The following is a 24,660-nucleotide window of genomic DNA, read 5'->3' on the forward strand; positions in this document are numbered from 1 at the left end:
GGTCAGTGCAGCCTGAACTCCGCGCCCAGCGCCTTCAGCTCCGCCGGCTTGATCAGCTTGCAGTGGCCGACCGTCACCTTGAACAGCGGGCCCTCCAGCGTGCGCTCCCAGAAATCCAGGAACTTCTTCAGCACGGGGAAGTCGGGGAACAGGTCATAGTCCTGCCAGATGTAGCTCTGCAGCAGGCTCGGATGATCGGGCATCCGATAGAGGATCTCCGCTGTGGTGAGGCTGTAGCCTTCCAGCTGCTTGCGGAACTCCGGCGACGCCAACATTCGCATACCTCGGCGCAATTGATCCAACGCGCGGGCCGCGCGGGCGCCGCGCCAGTTAGACGTATGCGTGATTCGCTGAATAGTTCCTGAAAATCAGGAGCTTAGCACTCAAGCTGAATGACTGCTGCCAAGCTCAGGTCGTGTAGGACCTGGGCTTCAGCTGCACCGCCACAGGCGGTTCGATCGGCGTCCAGCCATGGGCGGCGATCGCCTCGTTGCTTTCCTTGGCCCGGCGGCCGGGCGCCAGCGACCAGGTGATGTGGTAGGTCGAGCCGTCGGGGCGGTCGGTAGTCCCGCCGATGCGCACCACCATGGCCTGGACGCCGCGGCCATCATCGGCGAGGCCGACGATCTCCCCCGAGGTCTCGGTCGGCAGTCGCGCCGCCGCATCGCCGAATTTCAAGGTCACGTGATCGGCCACGGCCTCCGCATAGCGCGGCGGGAAGCGCCTCAGCAGGTCTTCCCGCTGGCTGCGGTCCAGCGACCAGCCGATGAAGCCCGGTCGAGCCGCCACCGCTCAAGACCTATTCGGCGGCCTGCAGGATCACCGCCTCGCGGCCGCCTCGCACCAGCGAGCCCGGCAGGGCCCCGGTGAACTGCCCGTCCTGGAAGGTCACCTGGCCGGACTTCACCGTATAGCGGTAGCCGTCCACCCGCTGCACCAGCCGCCGGCCGCCGGCCGGCAGGTCGTGCACCGCCTCGGGGCGATGCAGCCGCAGACCCTCGAAGTCGATGACGTTCAGGTCGGCCAGCAGCCCCGGCTTAAGCTGGCCGCGATCGTGCAGGCCATAGGCCTTGGCGGTGTCGCTGGTCAGCTTGCGGACCAGGAACTCCAGCGGGAACTGCTCGCCCTTCGTCCGGTCGCGCGCCCAATGGGTGAGGATGAAGCTCGGCATGCCGGCGTCGGCGATGACGCCGCAGTGGGCGCCCCCATCGGAGAGCCCGAACAGCACGTTGGGGTGCTGCATGTTCTTGCGGAAGAAGTCGAAGTTGTAGGTCTGGTAGCCGCCGAGCGGCTGGTAGAACAGCTCACGTCCCCCGTCGCGCAGCAGCAGGTCGTACATCATCTCCAGCGGGGCGACGCCGGCGGCCGCGGCCAATCCGGCGACCGACTGCTCGCGGTCCGGCTCGTAGTCGGGCCGCTCGCCGAGCGGGAAGATGCGCCACAGAAGGCTCGACGCGCCGAGCGCGGTCGCCAGCGCTGCGTCCGTGGGCGCCTCGCCAATGGCCGCGCGGATCAACGGGCTGTCCTCCGAGAGCAGGGCGGCGCGGATCTCGGGCGTCTGCATCGCCGCGAGGCGGTCTTCCAGCGACAGGTGGGCGAGCTTCTCCTTCCAGGTTTGGCTCGCCAGGAACACGTGGAAGCTGGAGGTCAGGCCATGCAGGATGCCCGTCGGGCGGCCGGCGATCTGGGGCCGGATGTCCATGCCGTGGCGGCGGCTCTCCTCGGCGATGTTGTACATCTTGTTGCCTTCGTAGGCGCCGGCCGAGGTCGCCACGAGGGTCACAGGAAGCCCCGTCTCCTGGGCGAAGGCCTTGACCCACTGCCACTCGTCGTCGTCGCCCAGATGGTCGGAGACCATCTCGAAGACGCCGTGCTGCAGCCCCTTCATGGAGAGACCGAGCGCCAGCATCTCGTCGGAGCCCGCGAAGGTGCCGGGCATGTGCACGCCCTTCAGGTCCTTGTGCAGCAGGGTCCGCGAAGTGGAGAAGCCCAGCGCGCCGGCTTCGACGCCCTCGCGCACCAGGCGAGCCATCTCGGCGATCTCCTCGCGGTTGGGCTCGTAGTCGGTGTTGCAGCGGTCGCCGAGCACATAGGCCCGAACCGGCGCGTGCGGCACATGGGTGCCGATATCCAGCACCCGCGGCTTGGCCTCCAGGGCGTCGAGGTATTGCGGGAAGCTCTCCCAGGTCCAGTCGATCCCCTCGTGCAGGGCCGAGCCGGGAATGTCCTCCACTCCCTCCATCAGCTCGATCAGGAAGTCGTGCGCATCGGGCCGAACGGGTGCGAAGCCCACGCCGCAGTTGCCCATGATGGCCGTCGTCACCCCGTGCCAGCTGGAGGGCGCCAGCAGCGGATCCCAGGTCGCCTGGCCGTCGTAGTGGGTGTGGATGTCGACCCAGCCGGGCGTGACGATGAGCCCCGTGGCGTCGATCTCGCGGCGCGCGGGGCCCTCGACCTCGCCCACCTGGACGATGCGGTCGCCGTCGATGGCGATGTCGCCGACGAAGGGCTTGGCGCCCGTCCCGTCGACGATGGTCCCGTTGCGGATGATCAGGTCACGCACGGCGGTCCTCCCAGGACATCTTTGGCGAAGGATAGCCTGGCGCCGTCGGGGAAGGGCGAGGTTTTTCCGCGCGGCGTCGTCGACCGAGTCGGCTTGGCGCCGCCCCGCAATGAGTTATCGTCGATCAGTGACCGCCCGGGGATAGAGGCGGCGCGGGCAGGAGACGACGATGAAGTTCACCTGGTTCAACCTGATGCCGTGGCCGTATCTGCCGGACGATTTCCGGGAGAAGAACCGATCGGTCTGGGTCGACATCGACCAGCGTCTGTTCGATCCGGTGAAGAGCCATGAGGTCTACAACACCTACATGGACCTGCTGGAATATGCCGGCACGCTCGGGTTCGACGGCATCGGCGTCAACGAGCACCACCAGAACGGCTACGGCATCATGCCGAGCCCCAACATCATCGCCGCCGGCCTGGCCCGCCGCACCAAGGACGTGGGCCTTGTGGTGCTGGGCAACTCCATCGCCCTCTACAACCCGCCGGTTCGGGTGGCCGAAGAGTTCGCCATGCTGGACTGCATCTCGGGCGGCAGGCTGGTGGCCGGCTTCCCGGTCGGCACCTCGATGGACACCAACTTCTGCTACGGCCAGATCCCCTCGCTGACGCGGGAGAAGTACGCCGAGGCCCATGAGTTGATCATCAAGGCCTGGACGACGCGCGACCCGTTCGCCTTCAACGGCCGCTACAACAAGCTGCGCCACGTGAACATCTGGCCCAGGCCTATCCAGCAGCCGCATCCGCCGGTGCACATCCCGGGCGGCGGCTCGGTCGAGACCTACGACTTCTGTATCGACAACACCTATTCGTACTCATACCTGAGCTTCACCGGCTACATCCGCGCCAAGGCGCTGATGGACGGCTACTGGAAGCGGGTGGAAGAGCGCGGCGCGCCGGACAAGAGCCCCTATCGCGCGGGCTTCGCCCAGACCATCTGCGTGGCCGAGACCGACGAGGAGGCCGAGCGCCTCTACGCGCCGCACATCGACTACTTCTACAACCGCTGCCTGCACGTCTATCCGGGCTTCGCCGATGCCCCGGGCTACCGCACCATCAAGACCATCCAGACCGGGGCGCTCTCGCAATACGGCCGGCCGCAGGGCTTCACCGAGCTGACCTGGAAGGACCTCACCGAGCAGGGCCACGTGATCGCGGGCTCGCCGGAGACCGTGCGCCAGCGGCTGGAGGAGCTCGCCAAGAGCCTCAACGTCGGCAACCTGTTCTGCCTGATGCACGTGGGGAACATGCCGGCCGAGAAGTGCATGTACTCGACCAAGCTGTTCGCCGAGAAGGTGATGCCCAAGCTGCGCAACATCTTCCCCGACTATGCCGACGACGACCGCTTTTGGTGCAAGCCGCTGGCCAAGCAGGTGACGCCGGGCTCGCTGCCCGTCGCGCCGACGCGTGCGCCGATTCCGGCCGAATAGGAGAGGACGATCATGGAACTGAAGACCGTCCAGACCCCACACGTCCCGGTCCGCTACATCGAAGGCGGCTCGGGTCCCGACCTCGTCTTCCTGCACGGCGCCGGCGGCGTCACGGCGGAGGATCCGTTCCTGGCCGCGCTGGCCAAGAGCCACCACGTCTACGCGCCCCTGGTGCCGGGCTACGGCGACAGCGACGAATGCCCCGAGATCCGCGACATGCTGGATTTCACCCTGCACAGCTGGGACGTGGTCGAGGCCCTGGGGCTCAAGGACCCGATCCTCGTCGGACACTCGATGGGCGGGATGATCGCGGCCGAGATGGCGGCCGTCGCGCCCAACGACGTCTCGCGCCTGGCGCTGATCGCCCCGGCCGGCCTCTGGGACGACGACCATCCGATCCCGGACCTGTTCTCGACCATGCCCTACGAGATGCCGGAGCTACTGTTCCATGATGCAGCGGCCGGGGCGGCGATGATGACCGCGGGCCGCAATGTCGAGGATCCCGGTTTCCTGCAGCAGTACCTGGTGACCAACGCCCGCCAGCTCGGCATGGCCGGGCGCATATTGTTTCCCATTCCAGAGCGCGGGCTCCAGCAGCGGCTCTACCGGATCAAGGCCAGGACGGTGCTGGTCTGGGGGGATTCCGACCGGCTGATCCCGCCGGTCTACGCCCACGCCTTCAAGAAGGGCATCAAGGGCGCCGAGCTGGTCTCCATCCCCGAGGCCGGCCACATGGTCGTCGTCGAACAGACCGCGGCGGTGGTGGAGGCGGTGTCGAGACTGGGGTGATCCAAGCTGCGTCATCCCACGGTCGCGAAGCGATCCGGGTGACCCACTCGGCCGTTCCGAACTGCGGACTCAGCTTGGGTCCCCCGCATCGTCCTTCGGACGAGCGGACGATGACGGCGTGAGTTGCGGCTCCGGCGTCTTGAGCCGGCGCTTGTTGACATGGCTCTCCACCTTGCCGCCCTCGACCCGCTCGCCGCGGAAGTAGAACTTCTGCCAGGAGCGCTTCAGGGCCTCCGGGTCGCCGTCCTTGAGCTGCTGGTTGAACTCGTTGCGCGACGAGGACCACACCTCGTACTGGGTCTTCAGCTCGGGGTCGGCGTCGAGGGTCTTCAGCACCGGTTCGAAGCGCTCCAGCTTGTTGTGCTCCACGACATTGATGAAGCAGAACGGCTCGTCCTTCTCGAAGCGCACGCGGCTTGGCGCCGTGAACAGCCAGTTCATGGTGAAGGGGAAGGGCAGCCAGTCGGTCTCCACCAGGCCGATCAGCGGCTGGATGCCGTGCTTGATATGGTTGGGCGGACCGCCGGCCAGCACCGCCCAGCCGGGCTCGGTGCGGAACAGGTAGCCCGTGTGGAAGGTCAGCGTGCCATAGGCGAAGTGGCTCATGACGAAGCCTGAGGGGTCCTTCACGCCGGAGTCCGGATCGGGGATGATGCGGATCGCCGAGGTCGCCGTGCCGCCGTTCCACTCGGCGGTGAAGCCGAATGGGCAGAGGATCTCCCATCCGGTCGTGTTGGCCATGGTCAGCGGCAGGCAGCGATAGGGCGCGCGGCCGGCGAAGGCGTCCATCCAGCGCCGTTCGGGGCGGCCGGGCACGAGCTTCGGCGGATCGTCGAGGGTGGTGAAGCATTCGAGCTGCATGCGGGGACCTTGCGATGCGACGGCCCCAGCATCAACGCTGCAAGGGCGCCATCGTGGCAAGCCCACCGCGCGTTAGGATGGGCCATGGCCAGAGCCGCCGCCAACCAGCCGAGCCTGTTCGAGGCCCCGCCCGCCCTGCCGCCGGGCATGGTCTATCGGCCCGAATTCGTGACCACGGCCGAGGAACGCGACCTCGCCGCCTGGCTGGAGACCCTGCCGTTCAAGCCGTTCCTGTTCCAGGGCTTCGAGGGCCGCCGTCAGGTGGTGTCGTTCGGCTGGCATTACGACTTCTCGCGCAGCCACCTGCTGAAGGCCGACGACGTGCCCTCACAGCTCGAGCCGCTGCGCGTGCGGGCGGCGGGGCTGGCGGGCCACAAGCCCGAAGACCTGCAGCAGGTGCTGATCAACAAATACGAACCCGGCGCGCCGATCGGCTGGCATCGCGACCGGCCGGTGTTCGCCGAGGTGGTGGGCGTCTCGCTGATGGCGCCCTGCACATTCCGCCTGCGCAAGCGGACTGCCACGGGGTTCGAGCGCCTGACGCTGAGGCTCGCGCCGCGCTCGGCCTACCTGCTGGCTGGCCCGGCGCGGACCGAATGGGAGCACTCGATCCCGCCCGTGGCCGAGCTCCGCTACTCGATCACCTTCCGCAATTTCAGGGCCGGCGGCGCGCCGGCGTGACGAAAAGCGGGATCAGTGCGGGTGGTCCGGCTCCGCCGCGGGCGCCGGCGCGCCGGCCTGGCGCTGCGCGCTCCACAGGATGAAGGCCCGCAGGTCCTCGACCTCGGCCTCGGACATGAAGCGCTTGAACGGCGGCATGCCGTTCCTGGCCAGGGCGCCGTCATAGACGATCGCCTTGAAGGTCTGCCTGCGCAGGATGGCCGGTGACTTCGCAAGGTTCGGCAGGAACGCCCCGCCACCGTGGCAGACGCCGCAATAGCGGCGGTAGTTCACGTCGCCCTTGTCCGCATCGCCGGTGGACGCCTCGGCCTTGGTGAAATCGAGGTCGGCATAGGTGCGCGGCGCCGGATAGGCGGCCGGCGCCGCCGCCGCGCCCAGCTTGAAGACCAGCAGGCGGCCCAGGCGGCGCGGCTCCAGACCGCCCATGCCGCCCGCGCCGCCGTAGCCGACCATCAGGGCCACATACTGCTCGCCGTCGATGGCGTAGCTCATGGCCGGGGCAATCGCCGGGGCGACCGTGTCGTAGGTCCACAGCTTCTTGCCGCTCGCGGCGTCATAGGCCGCGAACTCGTGGCCGACGGCGTGGAACACCAGGCCGCCATCGGTGGCCAGCACGCCGCCGGTCCAGGGCTGCGGGAACTGCACGCGCCAGCGGGCCTTGCCGGCCGCCGGATCCCAGGCGATCAGCTCGCCGTAGCCGGCCGGCCGCCTGGCCAGCCCCGCGGGCAGGGGCGGCGGCGGCGGCGCGTGGGGGCCCGACTTCGAGCCGCGCGGCTCGCCGGTGTTCCAGGCGCCGGGAATGTACTGGAAGTCATCCGGGTCGCCGAACACGCCGGTCGACAGCATCGCCGGAATATAGACCAAGCCGAGCCTGGGGTTCATCGCCATGGGCTGCCAGTTGTGGCCGCCCAGCGCGCCCGGCGACTGCACGGTCACGCCGCCGGGAGTATAGCGCACGCCCTGGCGCTCCACCGGCCGGCCGGTCTTGAGGTCCACGTGATCGGCCCAGTCGACGGGCACGAACTTCTCAGCCGAGATCACCTTCCCGGTGGCCGCGTCGAGCACATAGTAGAAGCCGTTCTTGTCGGCCTGCATGACCACGTGGCGCGACTTGCCGCCGATCTTCAGGTCGGCGGTCATCAGCTGCTGGACGGCGTCATAGTCCCACGCATCGCGCGGCGTCGGCTGGTAGTGCCAGACATAGGCGCCGGTCGACCGCTTCAGGGCGATGATCGAGGTGACGAACAGGTTGTCTCCCTTGGCCGAGCGGATCCGATCGTTCCAGGGGCCGGCATTGCCGGTGCCCACGAAGATGAGGTCGGTCTTGGGGTCGTAGGTGATCGCGTCCCAGGCCGTGGCGCCGCCGCCGCCCTTGGTCCAGGCGCCGGCTCCCCAGGTGGCGTTGGCCTTCAGCTGCATCACCTTGTCGGAGGCGGCATGATCCGCCGCGCCGGTCGGGTTGGGCGTGAAGTAGAAGCGCCAAGCCTGCTTGCCGGTCTGCGCATCGTAGGCGGTGACGTAGCCTCGCACCGGGTATTCGGCCCCGCCATTGCCGATGATCACCAGGCCCTTGGCGATCCTGGGCGCCCCGGTGATCGTGTAGGGCATGTCCGGGTCGGTGGTCTGGACGGACCAGACGGGCCGGCCGGTCTTGCGATCGAGCGCGATCAGCCGGCCATCGAGGGCTCCGAGATAGGCCTTGTCGCGCCACAGCGCGACGCCGCGGTTGACCACGTCGCAACAGGCGTTGAAGCCCTTCTCGCCCGGCACCTTGGGGTCGTAGGCCCAGAGGCGCTGGCCGGTCTTGGCGTCGAAGGCGAAGACCTTGGACCAGGCGGTGGTGGTGTAGAGCACGCCGTCGGCGACCAGCGGCGTCGCCTCCTGGCCGCGGTCGGTGTCGAACTGCGCCCACCAGGCGAGGCCCAGCTTGCCCACCGTCGCCGCGTTGACCTGGCTCAGCGGCGAGAACCGCTGCTCGTCGTAGGTGCGGCCATGGCTCAGCCACTCGCCCTTGGCGGCCGCGCCGATCCGCGCCCCGTCCACCGGCTGGTTGGCGGCCATCGCCAGCGCCGCGCTCATCGCGAGGGCCAGACCGATCAGCACCTTCATCTGCGCTCCCCCGTACCTTTGCGGCACTGTAGCCGCAGCGGCCGCCGCGACGCGAGCCCCGGCTTGTGCGCGGCCGAAGAACGCGGGCATGCTCGCGCCAAGGCCTCATGAAGGCTGTCGGGAGGGATATCTTGAGCACCACGGCCGCGCCGCCCGCCGCCTCGCCGGCGACCCTGCGCAAGGTGATCTTCGGCGCCCTGATCGGCACCACCATCGAGTGGTACGACTTCTTCCTCTACGGCACCGCCGCGGCGCTGGTGTTCAACAAGCTGTTCTTCCCGAAATCCGACCCGCTGACCGGCACGATGCTGGCCTTCGCCACCTATGCGCTGGGCTTCGCGGCCCGTCCGCTGGGCGGCATCGTGTTCGGCCACTTCGGCGACCGGATCGGGCGCAAGCGCCTCCTGATGGTCAGCCTGGTGCTGATGGGCGCCTCCAGCGCCGCGATCGGGTTGCTCCCCACCTACGCCAGCGCCGGGGCGGCGGCGCCGATCGCGCTCACCCTGCTGCGCCTCATCCAGGGCTTCGCGGTGGGCGGCGAGTGGGGCGGGGCGGTGCTGATGGCCGCGGAGTATGGCGACGCCAGGCGCCGCGGCATGTGGGCCGGCTGGCCGCAGGTGGGGGTTCCGGCCGGCAACCTGATCGCCGCGGGCGTGCTGGCGATCATGGCCGCGGTGCAGACCGACCACGACTTCCTGGCCTGGGGCTGGCGCGTGCCGTTCCTGCTGTCGGTCGTGCTGGTGGCGATTGGCTGGTGGGTGCGCATCTCGTTGGAGGAGACCCCGGTCTTCCAGGCCTTGGAACGGCGCGAGGACACGATCCCGAAGGCCCCCCTGATCGAGGCGCTACGCCGGCGGCCGGGGGGCATCGCCATCGGCGCGGGTCTGCGCGTCGGGGAAAACATCTGCTTCTACGTGATCACCGCCTTCTCGCTCACCTACATCACCGATGTCGGGCATCTGAGCCGCACCCTGGCGCTGAACGCCCTCTTGGCCGGCGCGGCGGTGGAGGTGGCGGCCATGCCGTTCTTCTCCTGGCTATCCGACCGGATCGGACGGCGGCCGGTCTATGCGCTGGGCGCGGGCGGCATGGCGTTGTGGGCCTTCGCCTTCTTCCGCATGCTGGACACCGGCGCCACGCCGCTGGTGCTGTTGGCGGTGATCGTCGGCCTGGTCTGCCACGGCGCCATGTATGGCCCGCAGGCGGCCTTCATCGCCGAGCTCTTCCCCACCCGCTTCCGCTATTCCGGGGCGTCCTTCGCCTATCAGGCGACCTCGGTGGTGGCCGGCTCGCTCGCCCCGATCATCGCGGTGGCGCTGTGGAAGCAGACCCACTCCTCGCTGCCGATCTCCATCTACGTGGCGGCGGCCTGCACGGTCAGCGTCATCGCCGCCTTGATGGCGCGCGAGACCAAGGGCAAGAGCTGGGCCGAGATCGACGCGGAGACCCCATGACCGGCGACGCCGCCGTGCTGTTGTCGGGCGCCCGCCCGCTGCGCATCGCGACCCTGGGGGACCGCCGCCGCGCGGTGCTGGGCGCGGCCATCGGCACCACCATCGAGTGGTACGATTTCCTGCTCTACGCCACCGCCGCGGCCCTGGTGTTCAACAAGCTGTTCTTTCCCCGCCAGGATCCGCTGACCGGGGCCATGCTGGCGTTTTCGACCTATGCGCTGGGCTTCATGGCCCGGCCGCTGGGCGCCGTGGTCTTCGGCCATTTCGGGGACCGGATCGGGCGCAAGAAGCTGCTGATGGCCAGCCTCTTCGTGATGGGTGGGGCGACCTTCGCCATCGGCCTGCTGCCGAGCTTCAACACGGTGGGCGTCTGGGCTCCGATCATGCTGACCCTGCTGCGTCTGGTGCAGGGCTTCGGCCTGGGCGGCGAATGGGCGGGCGCGATCCTGATGGCGGCGGAATATTCCGATGCGCCGCGGCGCGGCTTCTGGTGCGGCCTCGTGCAGGCCGGCGGCGCGGCGGGCAACCTGCTGGCCACCGGCATCCTGGCCATCATGGCCGCGACCCAGACCAACGAGGCCTTCCTCTCGTGGGGCTGGCGCGTGCCGTTCCTGTTTTCCGCCGCCCTGATCGGGGTGGGCCTGTGGGTGCGCTTCTCGATCGCCGAAAGCCCGGTGTTCGAGCAGGCCATCGGCGGCGCCGACGGCCCCCACCGCGCCCCGATTGTCGAGGCGCTCAGGACCAAGGGCGGCAGCGTGGCGCTGGGCGCGGCCCTGAAGCTCGGGGAAAACATCTCCTACTACGTGATGACCGCCTTCACGATCACCTACGTCACCGAGGTGCTGAAACTGCCGCGCAGCGTGGCGCTGAATGGCGTCATGGCCGGCGGCGTGGCGGGCGCGGTCTCCATGCCGCTGTGGTCGTGGCTGTCGGACAAGATCGGCCGCAAGCCGGTCTATGGCTTCGGCGCGCTGGGCGTCGGTCTGTGGCTGTTCGTCTTCTTCCCGCTGGTGCGCACCGGCTCGCCCACCGTGATCGCGCTCGCCATCCTGGTGGGCGTGCTGATCCACAGCGCCATGAACGGTCCGCAGGGCGCGTTTATCGCCGAGCTGTTCCCGACCCGGGTGCGCTACTCCGGCGCCTCGCTCAGCTACCAGCTGCCGGCCATCGTCGGCGGCTCGCTGGCCCCGATCATCTCCATCGGCCTGCTGCGCGCGACCGGCTCGACCGTGCCGATCGCGATCTATGTGCTCGTGGCGTGCGGCGTCAGCTTCGTCGCGACGCTCCTGGCGAAGGAAACCAAGGGGAAGACCTTCCCCGAGATCGACGGCTGAACGGCCATCCGGCCTAGCCGTCGGCCTCGGCGCCCTTCGACCCGCTCTCCTTGCGAGCCTTCTCGAGGTCCTCGCCTTCCGGGCCGTCGAGGGCTTCCTCCGCCTCGCGGGCCTTCTTCTCGATGCCGCCCTTCTCGACGAAGGCGCGTTCCTCGGCGTCGAACTTGCGGGCGGCGTCGTAGTTGCCTTCGCCCTGGATCTGGCTCTTGTCGCCCATGGTCAGGCCTCCTCTGTCCGCAGGGAAAAGCGCTGGGACGGGGCCGAAGGTTCCCATAGACCTGATCTATGCAAACTATCGAAAGAAGCGATTGGGCTCTATCGACGCATGCGGCCATAGTGCGCGCCGGCCAACCCAAGGAGCCCACGATGAGCCTCGCGAGCAGCAAGACCCTCGACAACCTCAAGGCCGCCTTCGCGGGCGAGAGCCAGGCGAACCGCCGCTACCTCTACTTCGCCCAGAAGGCCGACGTCGAAGGCTACAACGACGTGGCCGCGGTGTTCCGCTCGACGGCGGAGGGTGAGACCGGCCACGCGCACGGCCATCTGGAATTCATGGAAGCCGTCGGCGATCCGGCGACGGGCCTGCCGATCGGCGGCACCTCGCTGAACCTCAAGGCGGCGATCGCCGGCGAGACCCACGAATATACCGACATGTACCCGGGCATGGCGCGCACCGCCCGTGACGAAGGCTTCGACGAGATCGCTGACTGGTTCGAGACGCTGGCCAAGGCCGAGAAGTCCCATGCCGGCCGCTTCCAGCGGGCGTTGGACACCCTGGACTAAGGCATTCGCCACATCGCAGCGGCGGCTCTTCGCGGAGCCGCCGTTCTCATTCCGACCGGCAGGTGATCGTGAGCGACAGCGGACAAGGCCCTCCCCGCGAGGGCAGCCTCGACGCGCCATTCCGCAGGCCGATCGAGTGGCGCGACGGCGACTACTACGATCTGGCGAAGGTCCACGACGAGCTGCAGCGGCAGTTCGACGTCTGTCATACCTGCCGGCGCTGCTTCAATCTGTGCGACAGCTTTCCCAGGCTGTTCGACGCCATCGACGAGAGCGCCACCGGCGAGGTCGAGAGCATCGGGACCAAGGAGCACGACCACGTCGAGCAGGCCTGCACGCTCTGCGACATGTGTTTCCTGACCAAGTGTCCCTACGTGCCGCCGCATCCCTTCGACATCGATATCCCGCATCTGATCCTGCGCTACCGCGCCGCCAAGCGGCGGGCCGGCGAGCGCGCGTTCGTGCGCGAGGAGCTCGGCAAGACCGACCGCAACGGCAAGCTCGCGGCGCCCCTGGCGCCGATCGCCAACTGGGCCACGGCGCGCAAGAACACGCCGCTGCGCAAGCTGCTGGAGGCCATCGCCCAGATCGACGCCGAGGTGGAGCTGCCGAAGTACTATTCCAAGACCGCCACCGACCGGCTGAGGGGGCCGCTGGCCCCCAATCCTGACGGCCCCGCGTTCGGCCAGAAGAAGGTGGCCCTCTATGCCACCTGCTTCGTCGACTACAACGCCCCCGACACGGCGGTCGCCGCCACCAAGGTGCTGGCCCACCAGGGCTGCGAGGTGGAGCTGGTCTATCCGGAATGCTGCGGCATGCCGGAGCTGGAAGCGGGCAATGTCGGCGACGTGGCGGCCCGCGCCGAGCGCGTCGCCAAGGCCTTTGGGCCCTATATCGAACGCGGCTTCGACGTGGTGGCGCTGACCGCCAGCTGCGGGCTGATGATGAAGTTCGAGTGGCCGCTGATGCTGCCGGAGAACGCCGCGGTCACGGCCCTGTCGCGGGCCACGCGTGACGTCAGCGAATATGTGGTCGAGCTGAACCGCGCGACGGGCCTGGCGCCCGGCCTGCAAGCCGTCGCCGGCGGTGTCACGATCCACCACGCCTGCCATGCGCGGGCCCAGAACATGGGCGCCAAGTCCGCCGAGATGCTGCGGCTGATCCCCGACACGGCCGTCGAGCTGGTCGAGCGCTGCTCCGGGCACGGCGGCACCTTCGGGGTGATGAAGGCGACCTATCCCACGGCCGTGAAGGTCGGCCGCCCGGCGGCGCGCCAGGTGGCCGCCAAGGGGTCGGAGACCCTGTGCTCGGACTGCCCGCTGGCCTGCAAGCACCTGGGCCAGCTGCTCGCCACCGAGGTGACCGACGGCCAGGCCGCGCCTCGCCAGGCGCACCCGATCGAGATTCTCGCCCAAGCCTATGGATTGATGTGATGCCCGCCGCCCAACGTGCAGTGACCCGCCAGGACCTGCTGACCGACGCCGAGTTCGCCAAGGTGCGCCGCGAGCGCCGCGCCGAGCTCCTCCCGATCAAGCGCTTGCGCCGCATCGAGTTGGGGCCGGTCTGCACCGTGCACTTCGAGTGCTTCGAGACCATGCTCTTCCAGATCCAGGAGATGCTGCTGATCGAGAAGGGCGGCGAGGCTCAGGTGGCCGATGAGCTGGCGGCCTACAATCCGCTGATCCCCCAGGGCTCGGAGCTGGTCGCCACCGTGCTGTTCGAGATCGACGAGCCGGTGCGCCGCGCGGCGACCCTGGCCAAGCTCGGCGGGGTCGAGGACAGGTTCTTCGTGGCCGTCGGCGATGAGCGGGTCTATGGCGCCCCCGAGGGCGACATCGAGCGCACGCGCGAGGACGGAAAGACCTCCTCGGTGCACTTCCTGCGCTTCCCGCTGAAGCCGGAGCACATCGCCCGCTTCCGCGATCCGGCGACCGCCATCCTGGTCGGCTGCGACCATGAGCACTACAGCCACTTGGCCGGGATTTCCCCGGCCACGCGCGCGGAGCTCAGCCGGGACTTCGCCTGACCCCGTCGGTCGGGAACCCGACACGCCCTGACAGCGCTACCGTACCGAGCTTCACCTTGAAGGGGTTCGGCATGGCTGCGGTCTCATCCCCCGCGATCACCGTGCTGTTCGCGACGCACAATGGCGAACAGACGCTCCCCAGGATGTTGCAGGCGCTGCGGCGCCTGAAGCCGCCCCGGCGGCCGTTCCGCATCCTGGCGGTCGACAATGCGAGCACCGACGCCACGGCGCGCATCCTCAGCGAGGCCGCGATGGACCTGCCCCTGCAGGTGCTGAACTGTCCGCGGCCGGGCAAGGCCTCGGCCCTGCGCCACGCCCTGCCGCACCTGGACGGCGATCTGCTGGTGTTCACCGACGACGACGTGGAGCCCTGCCCGGACTGGCTGGTCGCCTATGAGGCCGCGGCGGACGCCAACCCCGGCGCCGACCTGTTCGGGGGGCCGATCACCCCGGTGGCATACGGCGAGCCCGGCCCCTGGTTCGAGGCCGCCGCCGCCCACCACGCCGAGCTGTTCGCCAAGTGCGAGATCGCCGACGGGCCCCTCGCGCCGGTGGGCGCGCTCTACGGGCCCAACTTCATGATGCGGCGAGCCCACGTCGAGGTGCTGGCCGAGGTGCCGGAATACGTCGGGCCGCGCTTCGATTCGATCTGGCGGCGGCGCTATCCGATGGGCGAGGACACCCGGGTGATGATGGCCGCCGCCGCCCGCGGCGCCGCAGGCCATGGGGTCGCCGCGGCCAGGGTGAAGCACCTGATCCGGCCCTTCCAGACGGAGCTGGGGTTCATGCTCGACCGGGCGATCCGACACGGCCGCGGCTCGGCGCTGGAGATGGTCGGCGAGGACCGGCTGGTCTGGGCTCGGCGGCTCAAGCTGTTGCTCCGCGGACTGGCCGGCAGCGTCGGCAAAGCCGCCGCGCCGAGCGAGGCCCGGCCTGATGCCGCGACCTTCGACCGCCTCTGGCAGACGCACTGGACCCGCGGCCTGATGCTGGGCGCGGCGTTCGGCCCCTTCTCCCGATAGCAGAAGGGCCGCCCTCGCGGACGGCCCTTTGCATTCCGATCGAAGGCCAGATCAGAAGATCTCGAACAGTCCTGCAGCGCCCATGCCGCCGCCGACGCACATGGTGACGACGCCGTACTTCGCGCCGCGCCGCTTGCCCTCGTACATCAGGTGGGCGGTACAGCGGGCCCCGGTCATGCCGTAGGGGTGGCCGATGGAGATCGAGCCGCCGGAGACGTTGAGTTTTTCATTCGGGATGCCCAGCTTGTCGCGGCAATAGAGCACCTGGCTCGCGAAGGCCTCGTTCAGCTCCCAGATGTCGATGTCCTCGATCTTCAGGCCGTTGCGCTCCAGGAGCTTGGGGATGGCGAACACCGGGCCGATTCCCATCTCCTCCGGCCCGCAGCCCGCCACCGCCATGCCGCGGTAGGCGCCCAGCGGGGTGAGACCACGTTTCTCGGCTTCCTTGCGCTCCATCATCAGCACCGCGGCCGAACCGTCCGACAGCTGGGAGGCGTTGCCGGCGGTGACGAACTTGCCCTCCGGCACATAGCGGCCGCCCTTGAACACCGGGTTCAGCTTCTTGAGGTCCTCGAGCGTGGTTTGCGGCCGGTTGCCCTCGTCGGCGGAGATGGTGATCTCCTTGTCGGCGGTCTCGCCGGTCTCCTTGTTGACCAGCACCTTCATGATCGTGGTGACCGAGATCACCTCGTCCTTGAAGCGGTTGTCGGCCTGCGCCTGGGCGGTCCGCTGCTGGGACTGCAGCGCATATTCGTCCTGCGCCTCGCGCGAGATGCCGTAGCGGTCGGCGACGATCTCGGCGGTCTCGATCATCGAGGTGGCGAGCTCGGGCACATGCTCGCGCAGCCACGGGTCGGAGGCCATGTAGCGGTTCACCTTGTCGTTCTGGACAAGGGAGATGCTCTCCACGCCACCGCCGATAGCGATCGGAGCGCCGTCGTTGATGATGTACTTCGCGGCCGTGGCGATGCCCATCAGGCCCGAGGAGCACTGCCGGTCCATGGTCATGCCGGCGACGGTGTTGGGCAGGCCCGCGCGCAGCGCCGCCTGGCGGGCGATGTTGTTGCCGGTGGTGCCCTGCTCCAGGGCGCAGCCGAAGGCCACGTCGTCCACCTCGCCCGGATCGACGCCGGCCTGCTCCACGACCGCGCGGATGGATTCGGCGGCAAGCGTCGCGCCATAGGTGTTGTTGAAGGCGCCGCGGTAGGCCTTGCCGATGGGCGTCCGCTTGGCGGCGACGATGACAGCTTCACGCATGGGGAGGGGTCCTTAAAGAGAGGATGGTTCCCGGCTCGGCCTTCGGGCCCTGCGGCCCTCCGTTGGCCGGGATGACGGGTTCTATTGACGCTTGAAATCGGCGAATTTCTTGCCGTCGGCGACCAGCTTTTCCAGCAGCGCCGAGGGCTTGAAGTCCTCGCCCATGGCGCCGTGGAATTCCTTCATCTTGGCGAGCACCTTGTCGGCGCCGAGCTGGTCTCCGTAATACATGGGGCCGCCGCGATAGACCGGCCAGCCGTAGCCGTTCACCCAGACCACATCGATGTCGGACGAGCGAATGGCCTTGCCCTCATCGAGGATCTTCGCGCCCTCGTTGATCATCGGATAGATGCAGCGCTCGAGGATTTCCTCGTCGGAAATCTTGCGCGGGTTGCGGCCTGACTTGACGATGAAGTCGTTGATGATCTGCTCGGTGACGGGGCTGGGCTTGGCGTTGCGGTTCTCGTCGTAGTCGTAGTAGCCGGCGCCGGTCTTCTGGCCCCGCCGGTCCATCTCGCAGAGCACGTCGCGGATCGTCGCGCCGTTGGACTTCTCCTTTACCCAGCCGATGTCGAGGCCGGCCAGGTCGCTCATGGCGAAGGGGCCCATGGGGAAGCCGAAGTCGTAGAGCACGCGGTCGACGTCCCAGGGCATGGCGCCTTCCAGCACCAGCTTCTGCGCCTCCCGCTGGCGTTGGCCGAGGATGCGGTTGCCGACGAAGCCGGGGGTGACGCCCACCAGCACGGCGACCTTGCCGATCTGCTTGGCGAGCTTCATCGAGGTCGCGATGACGTCCTTGGCGGTGTGGTCGGCGCGGACGATCTCCAGCAGCTTCATGACGTTGGCCGGCGAGAAGAAGTGCAGGCCGATGACGTCTTGCGGCCGCTTGGTCACCGAGGCGATCTCGTCGATGTTCAGCGCCGAGGTGTTGGTGGCCAGGATCGCGCCCGGCTTGCAGATGCGGTCGAGGTTGGTGAACACCTCCTTCTTGATGTCCATCCGCTCGAACACCGCCTCGATGACCAGGTCGCAGTCGGCGAAGGCGTCCATGTCCAGAGAGCCGGTCAGCAGGCCCATGCGCTTTTCGGTCTGCTCGGCGACGGCGCCACGCGAGCGCTCGTAGTTCTTGCGGATGGTGGAGAACCCGCGGTCGAGCGCGTCCTGCTTCACCTCGACGATCACCACCGGGATGCCGGCGTTGGCGAAGTTCATGGCGATGCCGCCGCCCATTGTGCCCGCGCCCAGGATGCCGACCTTGTTGATCGGCCGGGTGGGGGTGTCGTCCGGTACGTCGGGGATCTTGTTGGCCTGCCGCTCGGCGAAGAAATAGTAGCGCTGGGCCGCCGACTGCGGACCCATCATCAGCTCCATGAACAGCTTGCGCTCGACGCCCAGGCCCTCGTCGAACGAGGCCGAATTCACGGCCGCCTCGACGCAGCGGATGTTGTACTCCGGCGCCAGGAAGCCGCGGAACTTGCGCGCATTGGCCTTGCGGAAGCCCTCGAAGATCTCCGGGTGGCCTTTGGCCGGCTCGAGCTTGGCGTTGTTCTCCCGCACCTTGACCAGCGGCTTGCCGTCGGCGACCGCCTTGCGGGCGAAGGCGACGGCGCCGTCCTTGAGCTGGCCTTCCGGCACGATCTCGTCGACCAGCCCCATCTCGAGCGCTTCCTTGGCCGGCGCGTGGCGGCCCGAGGTCATCATCTCCAGCGCCTTCTCGACACCGGCGATGCGCGGCAGCCGCTGGGTGCCGCCCGCGCCCGGCAGGAGGCCCAGGTTCACTTCCGGCAGGCCGAGGCGCGCCGAGGGCACCGCGACGCGGTAGTGGGCGCACAGCGCCACCTCCAGGCCGCCGCCCAGCGCCGTGCCATGGATCGCGGCGACCACCGGCTTGGGCGAATTCTCCATCTGCGCCTGCACGTCGGGCAGGCTGGCGCCCTTCATGGCGCCGCCGAACTCGGTGATGTCCGCCCCGGCGATGAAGGTGCGGCCCTCACAGATCAGCACGATCGCCTTGGCGTCCGAGGCGATGGCCTGTTTGAACCCCTCGAAGAGGCCGTCGCGCACATTGGCCGACAGCGCGTTCACCGGCGGCGAATTCAGCGTCACGATGGCGATGTCGCCGTCTCGGGTGAGCGTCGTCACCGAATTGATCTCGGTCATGCGGGCGTCCTCGAATTGACGGGAAGCGGCCGCTCGTTGAGTGTGGCGGCCGGCGAAATTCAAACGCTTGTTATAGGCCCCGTCCGAAGGGGCCAAGTCAATTCCCGCCGCTGCCGGAACGGCGGCGGCACGTCGATCAAAAGGGGCCGCCGATCCTGGCGTCCGGAACACAAGACAAGGGGGCGTCGATGTCGCTCGATCTGTTCTCGCTCAAGGGGCGCACGGCGCTGGTCACCGGCGGTTCGCGGGGTATCGGCAAGATGATCGCCAGGGGCTTCATCGAGGCGGGCGCGGCGAAGGTCTACATCTCCTCGCGCAAGGCCGGCGACTGCGACGCCACCGCCGCCGAACTCGGCCCGGCCTGCATCTCCCTGCCGCAGGACGTCTCGACGGTGGACGGCGTGCAGGCGCTCGCGGGTCGCTACGGCGAGCATGAGGACAAGCTCGACATCCTGGTGAACAACGCCGGCGCCGCCTGGGGCGCGCCGTTCGACGAGTTCCCGGAGGCCGGCTGGGACAAGGTGATGAACCTCAACGTCAAGTCGCCCTTCTTCCTGACCCAGGCGCTGCATGGCGCGCTGAAGAAGGCGGCGAGCCCGGACAAGCCGGCCAAGGTGATCAATGTCGCCTCGATCGACGGCATCTATCTCAACCCGTTGGAGACCTATTCCTATCACGCGTCGAAATCGTCGCTGATCTACCTGACGCGGCGGATGGCGGCGACGCTGGTGAAGGAGAACATCCTGGTCACCTGCATCGCGCCCGGCGCCTTCCCCTCGGCGATGAACCGGGCGGCGCGAGACCACGGCGACGTGGTGGCCAAGGCGATCCCGCAGGGGCGCATCGGCCGCGACGACGATATGGCCGCCGTCGCGATCTACCTGGCCAGCCGGGCCGGCGACTATGTGGTCGGCGTCACCATCCCCGTGGACGGCGGCGTCTCGATGGCCAGCCTGCCGGCGGTGGGGGCGGCGGGGTAGGCGTCAAAAATCTGATCGTCATGGCCGGGCTTGGCCCGGCCACCCAGAAGCACCGCAGCTGGATGGTCCGCGCGAGCTGATCCGACGCCACCGTTTCTGGGTCCCCGGGACAAGCCCGGGGATGACGGACTCATCTTGAATGGATCAATCCAGCGCCCGGTACGCCGGGAGCGTCAGGAATTCCTCGAAGCTGTCCGACAGGCTCATGTCGGTGAAGATCTGCACCGCCTCGGCGAAGCGGCCACGATCAAAGGCCTCCGCCGGCAAGGTCTGGCGCAGGGCCGCCATCTCCTCGTCGAGCAGCTGGCGGAACAGCTCCGGCGTCACCGCGCGGCCGTCGGCGAGGCTCGCCTTGTGGCGGATCCATTGCCAGATCTGGCCGCGGCTGATCTCGGCCGTCGCGGCGTCTTCCATCAGGTTGTAGAGCGGAACGGCGCCCTTACCGCGCAGCCAGGCCTCGATGTACTGGACCCCGACCCGGATGTTCTCGCGCAGGCCGTGCTCGGTGCGCTCGCCCTCGTGCACGCGCAGCAGGTCCTCGCGGGTGACGACGACGTCCTCGCGCAGCTTGGAAAGCTGGTTCGGCCCCGGCATCAGCCGGTCGAAGACCTCCAGGGCCACAGGCACCAGGTCCGGGTGGGCGACCCAGGTGCCGTCGTGGCCGTTGGACGCTTCCCGCTCCTTGTCGGCGCGCACCTTGGCGAAGGCGGCCTCGTTGGCGGCGGGATCGCCCTTCACCGGGATCTGGGCGGCCATGCCCCCCATGGCGAAGGCGCCCCGGCGATGGCAGGTCTGGATCAGCTTCAGGGAATAGGCGGCCAGGAAGCCGGAGCCCATGCCCATCACGCCGCGATCCGGCGTCAGCGCCTCGGGGTGGGTCTTCAGCCGCTTGATGAACGAGAAGATGTAGTCCCAGCGGCCGCAGTTGAGACCCGCCATGTGGTCGCGCAGCTCGTAGAGGATCTCCTCCATCTCGAAGGCGGCCGGCAAGGTCTCGATCAGCACGGTGACCTTGATGGTCCCGTTCGGCACGCCCACCGCTTGCTGCGCATAGACGAAGACGTCGTTCCACAGACGCGCCTCCAGATGGCTCTCCATCTTCGGCAGGTAGAAGTAGGGCCCGGTCCCGGCGGCCAGCGTCGCCTTGGCGTTGTGGAAAAAATAGAGGCCGAAATCGAACAGCGAGCCGCTCATCTCCTCGCCGTCGACCAGGGCGTGGGCCTCCGGCAGGTGCCAGCCGCGCGGCCGCACGATCAGGGTCGCGACCTTGTCCTTCAGCGCATAGGCCTTGCCTGTCGAGGCGTCTGTGAAGCCGAGCTTGCCGGCCCAGCGGTCCTTCAGGTTGGCCTGGCCCTCGACCATGTTGGCCCAGGTCGGCGAGGAGGCGTCCTCGAAGTCGGCCATGAACACCTTGGCCCCGGAATTGAGGGCGTTGATGATCATCTTGCGGTCCACCGGCCCGGTGATCTCCACGCGGCGGTCCTGCAGGTCGGCGGGGATCGGGGCGACCTTCCAGTCCCCGTCGCGGACCGACTTGGTCTCGGCCAGGAAGTCGGGCGCCGAACCGGAATCGTAACGGGTCTGGCGTTCGTCGCGCAGCGCCAGCAGCTCCAGCCGGCGGTCGTTGAAGCGGCGGTGCAGCTCGGCGAGAAAGGCCAGGGCATCGGGCGTCAGCACTTCGGCGGCGCGACCGGTCGCCGGCTCCTTCAGCTGGACGGCGGGCCGGGCGGCGAGATCGACGGACATGGCGGGGCTCCGATCCCAGGGATCAGTTCGGCAGGGTGAGTTGCTCGGTGGCGATGGCGTAGCGGGTGGTGGCGAAGCTGCGGGTCTCCTCGGAGATCCGCCGCCAGGCCGCCTTGGCCTCTTCCCGCGTCGGGTAGGGGCCCAGCACCTGCGGGGCCCCGTTCTTCAGCGTCTTGAAGGCCAGGCAGCTGTACTCGCCGCCGACGACCCAGAAGCGTTCCGTGGTCATCATCTCGCGCACCCCGCCTCAGGCGAACTGGTTCATGGTGTTGTGGACGCCGCCGGCCTTCAGCGCCGCCTCGCCGGCGAAGTACTCCTTGTGGTCGTCGCCGATGTCGGAGCCGGACATGTTCTGGTGCTTCACGCAGGCGATGCCCTGGCGGATCTCCTGGCGCTGCACGCCCAGCACGTAGCCGAGCATCCCCTGGCTGCCGAAGTAGTCGCGGGCCAGGTTGTCGGTGGAGAGCGCGGCCGTGTGATAGGTCGGCAGCGTGATCAGGTGATGGAAGATGCCGGCCCGCTTGGCCGCGTCGGCCTGGAAGGTGCGGATCTTCTCATCGGCCTCGATGGCCAGCGCCGTGGTGTCGTAGTCCACGCTCATCAGCTTCTCGCGCTCGTAGGCCGAGACGTCCTTGCCGGCCTTTTCCCAGGCGTCATAGACCTGCTGACGGAAGTTCAGCGTCCAGTTGAAGGACGGCGAATTGTTGTAGGCGAGCTTGGCGTTCGGCACGACCGCGCGGATGCGGTCCATCATGCCGGCGATCTGCTCGATGTGCGGCTTTTCCGTCTCGATCCACAGCAGGTCCGCGCCGTTCTGCAGCGAGGTGATGGAATCGAGCACGCAGCGGTCCTCACCGGTGCCGGCGCGGAACTGGAAGAGGTTCGACGGCAGGCGCTTGGGCCGCAGCAGCTTGCCGCCGCGGTTCAGCACCACGTCGCCGTTCTTCATGTCGGCCGGCGAGATCTCCTCGCAGTCGAGGAAGCTGTTGTACTGATCGCCGATGTCGCCCGGCTCGTGGCTGACCGCGATCTGCTTGGTCAGGCCCGCGCCCAGGCTGTCGGTGCGGGTGACGATGATCCCGTTGTCGACGCCGAGCTCGAGGAAGGCGTAGCGGACGGCCCGCACCTTCGCCAGGAAGTCGTCGTGCGGGACGGTGACCTTGCCGTCCTGGTGACCGCACTGCTTCTCGTCGGAGACCTGGTTCTCGATCTGCAGGGCGCAGGCGCCGGCCTCGATCATCTTCTTGGCCAGGAGATAGGTCGCCTCGGCGTTGCCGAAGCCCGCGTCGATGTCGGCGATGATCGGCACCACGTGGGTCTGGAAGTTGTCGATGGCGTCGACCAGCTTTTCTTCGCGGGCCTTGTCGCCGGCGGCGCGGGCGGCGTCGAGATCGCGGAACAGCAGGCCGAGCTCACGCGCGTCGGCCTGTTTGAGGAAGGTGTAGATCTCCTCGATCAGCGCCGGCACCGAGGTCTTCTCGTGCATCGACTGGTCGGGCAGCGGACCGAACTCGGAGCGCAGGGCCGCCACCATCCAGCCGGACAGGTAGATGTAGCGGCGCTCCGTCGAGCCGAAGTGCTTCTTGATGGAGATCAGCTTCTGCTGGGCGATGAAGCCGTGCCAGCAGCCCAGCGACTGGGTGTAGTTGGCCGGATCGGCGTCATAGGCCGCCATGTCGTGGCGCATGATGTCGGCGGTGTATTTGGCGATCTCCAGGCCGGTCTTGAACCGGTTCTGCAGGCGCATCCGCGCCACGCCTTCCGGATCGATGCCGTCCCATGTCCCGCCCTTGCTTTTGACGAGCTGGCTCATCTCGATGATGTGGTCTTGGTAGGACATCTGCCTCTTCCGCCGCTTTACTGCGTGAATTGCGCGGTCTTTGACAAACCGCTGTATGGCTCTAACGCTTGATATTGCACGTGCGAACAGGCTTGAGCGTTGCGAAAAGGCGTGTGTGTCACAGCCGAACCTTGTCAAGGTTGTAAATCTGTGACAATCACACAAGATGCCGGCCGCCACCGCTGACCGAAAGCTGTTCCTCGGCGCGCGCATGAAGCGCCTGCGTCGCGACCTGGGCCTGACCCAGTCGCGGATGGCCGAGGACCTGGGGGTTTCGCCGAGCTACCTGAACCTCCTGGAACGCAACCAGCGGCCGGTGACCGCCCAGGTGCTGCTGCGCCTGGCGGAGGCCTACGATCTGGACCTGAAGTCCCTGTCGTCCGATCCGGACAGCGGCAGCGCCACCGACCTGACCGAGGTGCTCTCCGACCAGATGTTCCGCGACCTGGGCGTCCCGCGCCACGAGATCGCCGAGGTGGCTGACAGCGCGCCGGGCGTCGCCGAGGCGATCGTGCGGCTCTACCGCGCCTATCTGGAGAAGCGGCGGCTCAGCGAGTTCGGCGCCGTCGGACGGCCGGAGGAAGGGACCTTCGACCAGCCCTCGCCGTCGGACTGGGTGCGCGACTACATCCAGGCTCAGAAGAACTACTTCGGCGACCTCGAGGAGGCGGCCGACCGGCTCTCCGCCGAACTGAAGCCAGAGCCTCAGGACTTCGCCGCTGCCGCCCGCGAGCGGCTGGCCAAGGTTCATGGCATCGCGGTGCGCATCGTGCCGGTCGACGTGCTGCCGGAGAGCGTGCGCCGCTTCGACCACCATCGCCGCAGGCTGTTCCTGTCGGAGGTGCTGACCGGCGCCGGGCGCGCCTTCTCGCTCGCCTATCAGCTGGCGGTGCTGGAGAATGGCGAGCTGCTCGACGCGCTCGCCGACCGCGCGGGGCCGCCCGACCGGCCGACCCGCAACCTGCTGAAGGTATCGCTCGCCAACTACCTCGCCGCCGCCGTCCTGATGCCCTACGCCCGGTTCGCCGAGGCGGCCGAACGCACCGCCTATGACATCGAGCTGATCCGCGCCCGCTTCGGGGTCTCCTTCGAGCAGGCCTGCCACCGGCTGACGACGCTGGCGCGGCCCGGGGCGCGCGGTCTGCCGTTCTTCATGGTGCGGGTCGACTCGGCCGGCAACATTTCGAAGCGCTTCGCCGGCGCGACCTTTCCGTTTTCCCGCTTCGGCGGCGCCTGCCCGCGCTGGAACATCCATTCCAGCTTCCGCACCCCGGGGCGGATCATCACCCAGATCATCGAGACACCGGACGGCCAGCGCTACTTCACCATCGCCCGCACGGTAGCCCGCGTGTCGACGCCCTACAGCGGCGACGAATCCGAGCTCGCCATCGGCATGGGTTGCGAGCTGAAGTACGCTGAGCGGCTGGTCTATTCCCGCGGCCTCGACCTGGCCGATCCGGTGGCCACCGGCATCGGCCCCGCCTGCCGCATCTGCGAGCGTCCGGCCTGCCCGCAACGCGCCGCCGAACCGATCAGCCGGACGCTGACCGTGGACGATTTCACCAAGTCCATCTCGCCCTATCCGTTCGCCTCAAACTGAGCACCTTGCCGCTGGCGCGGGGCCAG

22 protein-coding genes are annotated in these 24,660 nt (G+C 68.3%); 11 read left to right on the top strand and 11 right to left on the bottom strand.

The genetic code is table 11. The annotated features are described in order from the left end of the window. Positions 1 to 2: 2 nt before the first annotated feature. The 3 genes from VGT80_RS00740 to VGT80_RS00750 all read right to left on the bottom strand — a co-directional run bounded on the left by VGT80_RS00740 (position 3) and on the right by VGT80_RS00750 (position 2,563). Positions 3 to 281, bottom strand: a complete 279-nt coding sequence (locus tag VGT80_RS00740; RefSeq protein WP_349256588.1) for an usg protein — start codon at positions 279 to 281, stop codon at positions 3 to 5. 127 nt (positions 282 to 408) lie between these two features. Continuing rightward, positions 409 to 789: a hypothetical protein gene (locus tag VGT80_RS00745; protein WP_327452008.1), complete on the bottom strand. Its 381-nt coding sequence runs from the start codon at positions 787 to 789 to the stop codon at positions 409 to 411. A 10-nt stretch (positions 790 to 799) separates the two neighbouring features. Beyond that, the gene (locus VGT80_RS00750; RefSeq protein WP_327452010.1) at positions 800 to 2,563 is read right to left on the bottom strand and encodes an N-acyl-D-amino-acid deacylase family protein; all 1,764 of its coding nucleotides are present in this window, start codon (positions 2,561 to 2,563) and stop codon (positions 800 to 802) included. A gap of 169 nt (positions 2,564 to 2,732) precedes the next feature. Between VGT80_RS00750 and VGT80_RS00755 the strand changes: the two genes are divergently transcribed. Both VGT80_RS00755 and VGT80_RS00760 read left to right on the top strand, forming a co-directional pair. After that, positions 2,733 to 3,992: an LLM class flavin-dependent oxidoreductase gene (locus VGT80_RS00755; protein WP_327452012.1), complete on the top strand. Its 1,260-nt coding sequence runs from the start codon at positions 2,733 to 2,735 to the stop codon at positions 3,990 to 3,992. Between the two features lie 12 nt (positions 3,993 to 4,004). After that, on the top strand, positions 4,005 to 4,781 hold the full coding sequence (locus VGT80_RS00760; RefSeq protein WP_327452014.1) for an alpha/beta hydrolase: 777 nt from the start codon (positions 4,005 to 4,007) through the stop codon (positions 4,779 to 4,781). A 69-nt stretch (positions 4,782 to 4,850) separates the two neighbouring features. Here VGT80_RS00760 and VGT80_RS00765 read toward each other — a convergent pair whose 3' ends face one another. Continuing rightward, positions 4,851 to 5,642, bottom strand: a complete 792-nt coding sequence (locus tag VGT80_RS00765) for a DUF6065 family protein (RefSeq protein ID WP_327452016.1) — start codon at positions 5,640 to 5,642, stop codon at positions 4,851 to 4,853. An 84-nt stretch (positions 5,643 to 5,726) separates the two neighbouring features. Here VGT80_RS00765 and VGT80_RS00770 point away from each other — a divergent pair, with 84 nt between their 5' ends. After that, entirely contained in the window at positions 5,727 to 6,323 is a 597-nt protein-coding gene (locus VGT80_RS00770) for an alpha-ketoglutarate-dependent dioxygenase AlkB (RefSeq protein ID WP_327452018.1), read from the top strand. Positions 6,324 to 6,335: 12 nt separating this feature from the next. Here the strand turns inward: VGT80_RS00770 and VGT80_RS00775 are convergent, their stop codons facing one another. Then, positions 6,336 to 8,432 carry a PQQ-dependent dehydrogenase, methanol/ethanol family gene (locus VGT80_RS00775; RefSeq protein ID WP_327452020.1) on the bottom strand — a complete coding sequence of 699 codons (2,097 nt, stop codon included), beginning with the start codon at positions 8,430 to 8,432 and terminating at the stop codon, positions 6,336 to 6,338. Between the two features lie 131 nt (positions 8,433 to 8,563). Here VGT80_RS00775 and VGT80_RS00780 point away from each other — a divergent pair, with 131 nt between their 5' ends. Together VGT80_RS00780 and VGT80_RS00785 are read left to right on the top strand one after the other, a co-directional pair. Continuing rightward, a complete protein-coding gene (locus VGT80_RS00780) occupies positions 8,564 to 9,886 on the top strand; it encodes an MFS transporter (protein ID WP_327452022.1) in 1,323 nt (440 codons plus the stop codon). Continuing rightward, the gene (locus tag VGT80_RS00785) at positions 9,883 to 11,220 is read left to right on the top strand and encodes an MFS transporter (protein ID WP_327452024.1); all 1,338 of its coding nucleotides are present in this window, start codon (positions 9,883 to 9,885) and stop codon (positions 11,218 to 11,220) included. Before VGT80_RS00780 ends, VGT80_RS00785 begins: the two co-directional genes overlap by 4 nt. A gap of 13 nt (positions 11,221 to 11,233) precedes the next feature. Here the strand turns inward: VGT80_RS00785 and VGT80_RS00790 are convergent, their stop codons facing one another. Continuing rightward, on the bottom strand, positions 11,234 to 11,437 hold the full coding sequence (locus VGT80_RS00790; RefSeq protein WP_327452026.1) for a hypothetical protein: 204 nt from the start codon (positions 11,435 to 11,437) through the stop codon (positions 11,234 to 11,236). Positions 11,438 to 11,586: 149 nt separating this feature from the next. Between VGT80_RS00790 and VGT80_RS00795 the strand changes: the two genes are divergently transcribed. The 4 genes from VGT80_RS00795 (at position 11,587) to VGT80_RS00810 (ending at position 15,051) form a co-directional block, all read left to right on the top strand. Beyond that, complete coding sequence (locus VGT80_RS00795) at positions 11,587 to 12,003, top strand: rubrerythrin family protein (RefSeq protein ID WP_327452028.1); 417 nt, start codon at positions 11,587 to 11,589, stop codon at positions 12,001 to 12,003. Positions 12,004 to 12,071: 68 nt separating this feature from the next. Further along, positions 12,072 to 13,436 carry a (Fe-S)-binding protein gene (locus tag VGT80_RS00800; protein WP_327452030.1) on the top strand — a complete coding sequence of 455 codons (1,365 nt, stop codon included), beginning with the start codon at positions 12,072 to 12,074 and terminating at the stop codon, positions 13,434 to 13,436. Further along, positions 13,436 to 14,029, top strand: coding sequence for a DUF3501 family protein (locus tag VGT80_RS00805; RefSeq protein WP_327452032.1), 594 nt, complete (start codon positions 13,436 to 13,438; stop codon positions 14,027 to 14,029). Before VGT80_RS00800 ends, VGT80_RS00805 begins: the two co-directional genes overlap by 1 nt. Positions 14,030 to 14,100: 71 nt before the next feature. Next, the gene (locus tag VGT80_RS00810; RefSeq protein WP_327452034.1) at positions 14,101 to 15,051 is read left to right on the top strand and encodes a glycosyltransferase family A protein; all 951 of its coding nucleotides are present in this window, start codon (positions 14,101 to 14,103) and stop codon (positions 15,049 to 15,051) included. 51 nt (positions 15,052 to 15,102) lie between these two features. Here the strand turns inward: VGT80_RS00810 and VGT80_RS00815 are convergent, their stop codons facing one another. Both VGT80_RS00815 and VGT80_RS00820 read right to left on the bottom strand, forming a co-directional pair. Beyond that, on the bottom strand, positions 15,103 to 16,308 hold the full coding sequence (locus VGT80_RS00815; RefSeq protein ID WP_327452035.1) for an acetyl-CoA C-acyltransferase: 1,206 nt from the start codon (positions 16,306 to 16,308) through the stop codon (positions 15,103 to 15,105). A gap of 81 nt (positions 16,309 to 16,389) precedes the next feature. After that, entirely contained in the window at positions 16,390 to 18,468 is a 2,079-nt protein-coding gene (locus VGT80_RS00820) for a 3-hydroxyacyl-CoA dehydrogenase NAD-binding domain-containing protein (protein ID WP_327452036.1), read from the bottom strand. Positions 18,469 to 18,656: 188 nt separating this feature from the next. Between VGT80_RS00820 and VGT80_RS00825 the strand changes: the two genes are divergently transcribed. After that, positions 18,657 to 19,448, top strand: coding sequence for an SDR family oxidoreductase (locus VGT80_RS00825; RefSeq protein WP_327452038.1), 792 nt, complete (start codon positions 18,657 to 18,659; stop codon positions 19,446 to 19,448). A gap of 144 nt (positions 19,449 to 19,592) precedes the next feature. On the opposite strand, the gene aceB is transcribed toward VGT80_RS00825, so the two are convergent. Genes aceB through VGT80_RS00840 form a run of 3 tightly spaced genes read right to left on the bottom strand, consistent with a single transcriptional unit; the run spans position 19,593 to position 23,034 of the window. After that, positions 19,593 to 21,194 (bottom strand): malate synthase A, encoded by a 1,602-nt coding sequence (aceB, locus tag VGT80_RS00830; protein ID WP_327452040.1) that lies wholly within the window; start codon positions 21,192 to 21,194, stop codon positions 19,593 to 19,595. Between the two features lie 22 nt (positions 21,195 to 21,216). Continuing rightward, positions 21,217 to 21,426, bottom strand: a complete 210-nt coding sequence (locus VGT80_RS00835; protein WP_327452042.1) for a DUF4170 domain-containing protein — start codon at positions 21,424 to 21,426, stop codon at positions 21,217 to 21,219. A gap of 15 nt (positions 21,427 to 21,441) precedes the next feature. Next, positions 21,442 to 23,034, bottom strand: coding sequence for an isocitrate lyase (locus tag VGT80_RS00840; RefSeq protein ID WP_327452044.1), 1,593 nt, complete (start codon positions 23,032 to 23,034; stop codon positions 21,442 to 21,444). Positions 23,035 to 23,200: 166 nt separating this feature from the next. On the opposite strand from VGT80_RS00840, the gene VGT80_RS00845 reads away from it, so the two are divergent. Next, positions 23,201 to 24,634, top strand: coding sequence for a helix-turn-helix domain-containing protein (locus tag VGT80_RS00845; RefSeq protein WP_327452046.1), 1,434 nt, complete (start codon positions 23,201 to 23,203; stop codon positions 24,632 to 24,634). Positions 24,635 to 24,660: the final 26 nt, after the last annotated feature.

Origin of the sequence: Phenylobacterium sp. (genome assembly GCF_035944335.1) — a bacterium.
Lineage (GTDB): Bacteria > Pseudomonadota > Alphaproteobacteria > Caulobacterales > Caulobacteraceae > Phenylobacterium.

Coding starts and splice junctions, on each gene's coding strand:
- VGT80_RS00740 (WP_349256588.1), bottom strand. CDS start 281: ATGCGAATGTTGGCGTCGCCGGAGTTCCGCAAGCAGCTGGAAGGCTAC.
- VGT80_RS00755 (WP_327452012.1), top strand. CDS start 2,733: ATGAAGTTCACCTGGTTCAACCTGATGCCGTGGCCGTATCTGCCGGAC.
- VGT80_RS00760 (WP_327452014.1), top strand. CDS start 4,005: ATGGAACTGAAGACCGTCCAGACCCCACACGTCCCGGTCCGCTACATC.
- VGT80_RS00765 (WP_327452016.1), bottom strand. CDS start 5,642: ATGCAGCTCGAATGCTTCACCACCCTCGACGATCCGCCGAAGCTCGTG.
- VGT80_RS00770 (WP_327452018.1), top strand. CDS start 5,727: ATGGCCAGAGCCGCCGCCAACCAGCCGAGCCTGTTCGAGGCCCCGCCC.
- VGT80_RS00775 (WP_327452020.1), bottom strand. CDS start 8,432: ATGAAGGTGCTGATCGGTCTGGCCCTCGCGATGAGCGCGGCGCTGGCG.
- VGT80_RS00785 (WP_327452024.1), top strand. CDS start 9,883: ATGACCGGCGACGCCGCCGTGCTGTTGTCGGGCGCCCGCCCGCTGCGC.
- VGT80_RS00790 (WP_327452026.1), bottom strand. CDS start 11,437: ATGGGCGACAAGAGCCAGATCCAGGGCGAAGGCAACTACGACGCCGCC.
- VGT80_RS00795 (WP_327452028.1), top strand. CDS start 11,587: ATGAGCCTCGCGAGCAGCAAGACCCTCGACAACCTCAAGGCCGCCTTC.
- VGT80_RS00805 (WP_327452032.1), top strand. CDS start 13,436: ATGCCCGCCGCCCAACGTGCAGTGACCCGCCAGGACCTGCTGACCGAC.
- VGT80_RS00810 (WP_327452034.1), top strand. CDS start 14,101: ATGGCTGCGGTCTCATCCCCCGCGATCACCGTGCTGTTCGCGACGCAC.
- VGT80_RS00815 (WP_327452035.1), bottom strand. CDS start 16,308: ATGCGTGAAGCTGTCATCGTCGCCGCCAAGCGGACGCCCATCGGCAAG.
- VGT80_RS00820 (WP_327452036.1), bottom strand. CDS start 18,468: ATGACCGAGATCAATTCGGTGACGACGCTCACCCGAGACGGCGACATC.
- VGT80_RS00825 (WP_327452038.1), top strand. CDS start 18,657: ATGTCGCTCGATCTGTTCTCGCTCAAGGGGCGCACGGCGCTGGTCACC.
- aceB (WP_327452040.1), bottom strand. CDS start 21,194: ATGTCCGTCGATCTCGCCGCCCGGCCCGCCGTCCAGCTGAAGGAGCCG.
- VGT80_RS00835 (WP_327452042.1), bottom strand. CDS start 21,426: ATGATGACCACGGAACGCTTCTGGGTCGTCGGCGGCGAGTACAGCTGC.
- VGT80_RS00840 (WP_327452044.1), bottom strand. CDS start 23,034: ATGTCCTACCAAGACCACATCATCGAGATGAGCCAGCTCGTCAAAAGC.
- VGT80_RS00845 (WP_327452046.1), top strand. CDS start 23,201: ATGCCGGCCGCCACCGCTGACCGAAAGCTGTTCCTCGGCGCGCGCATG.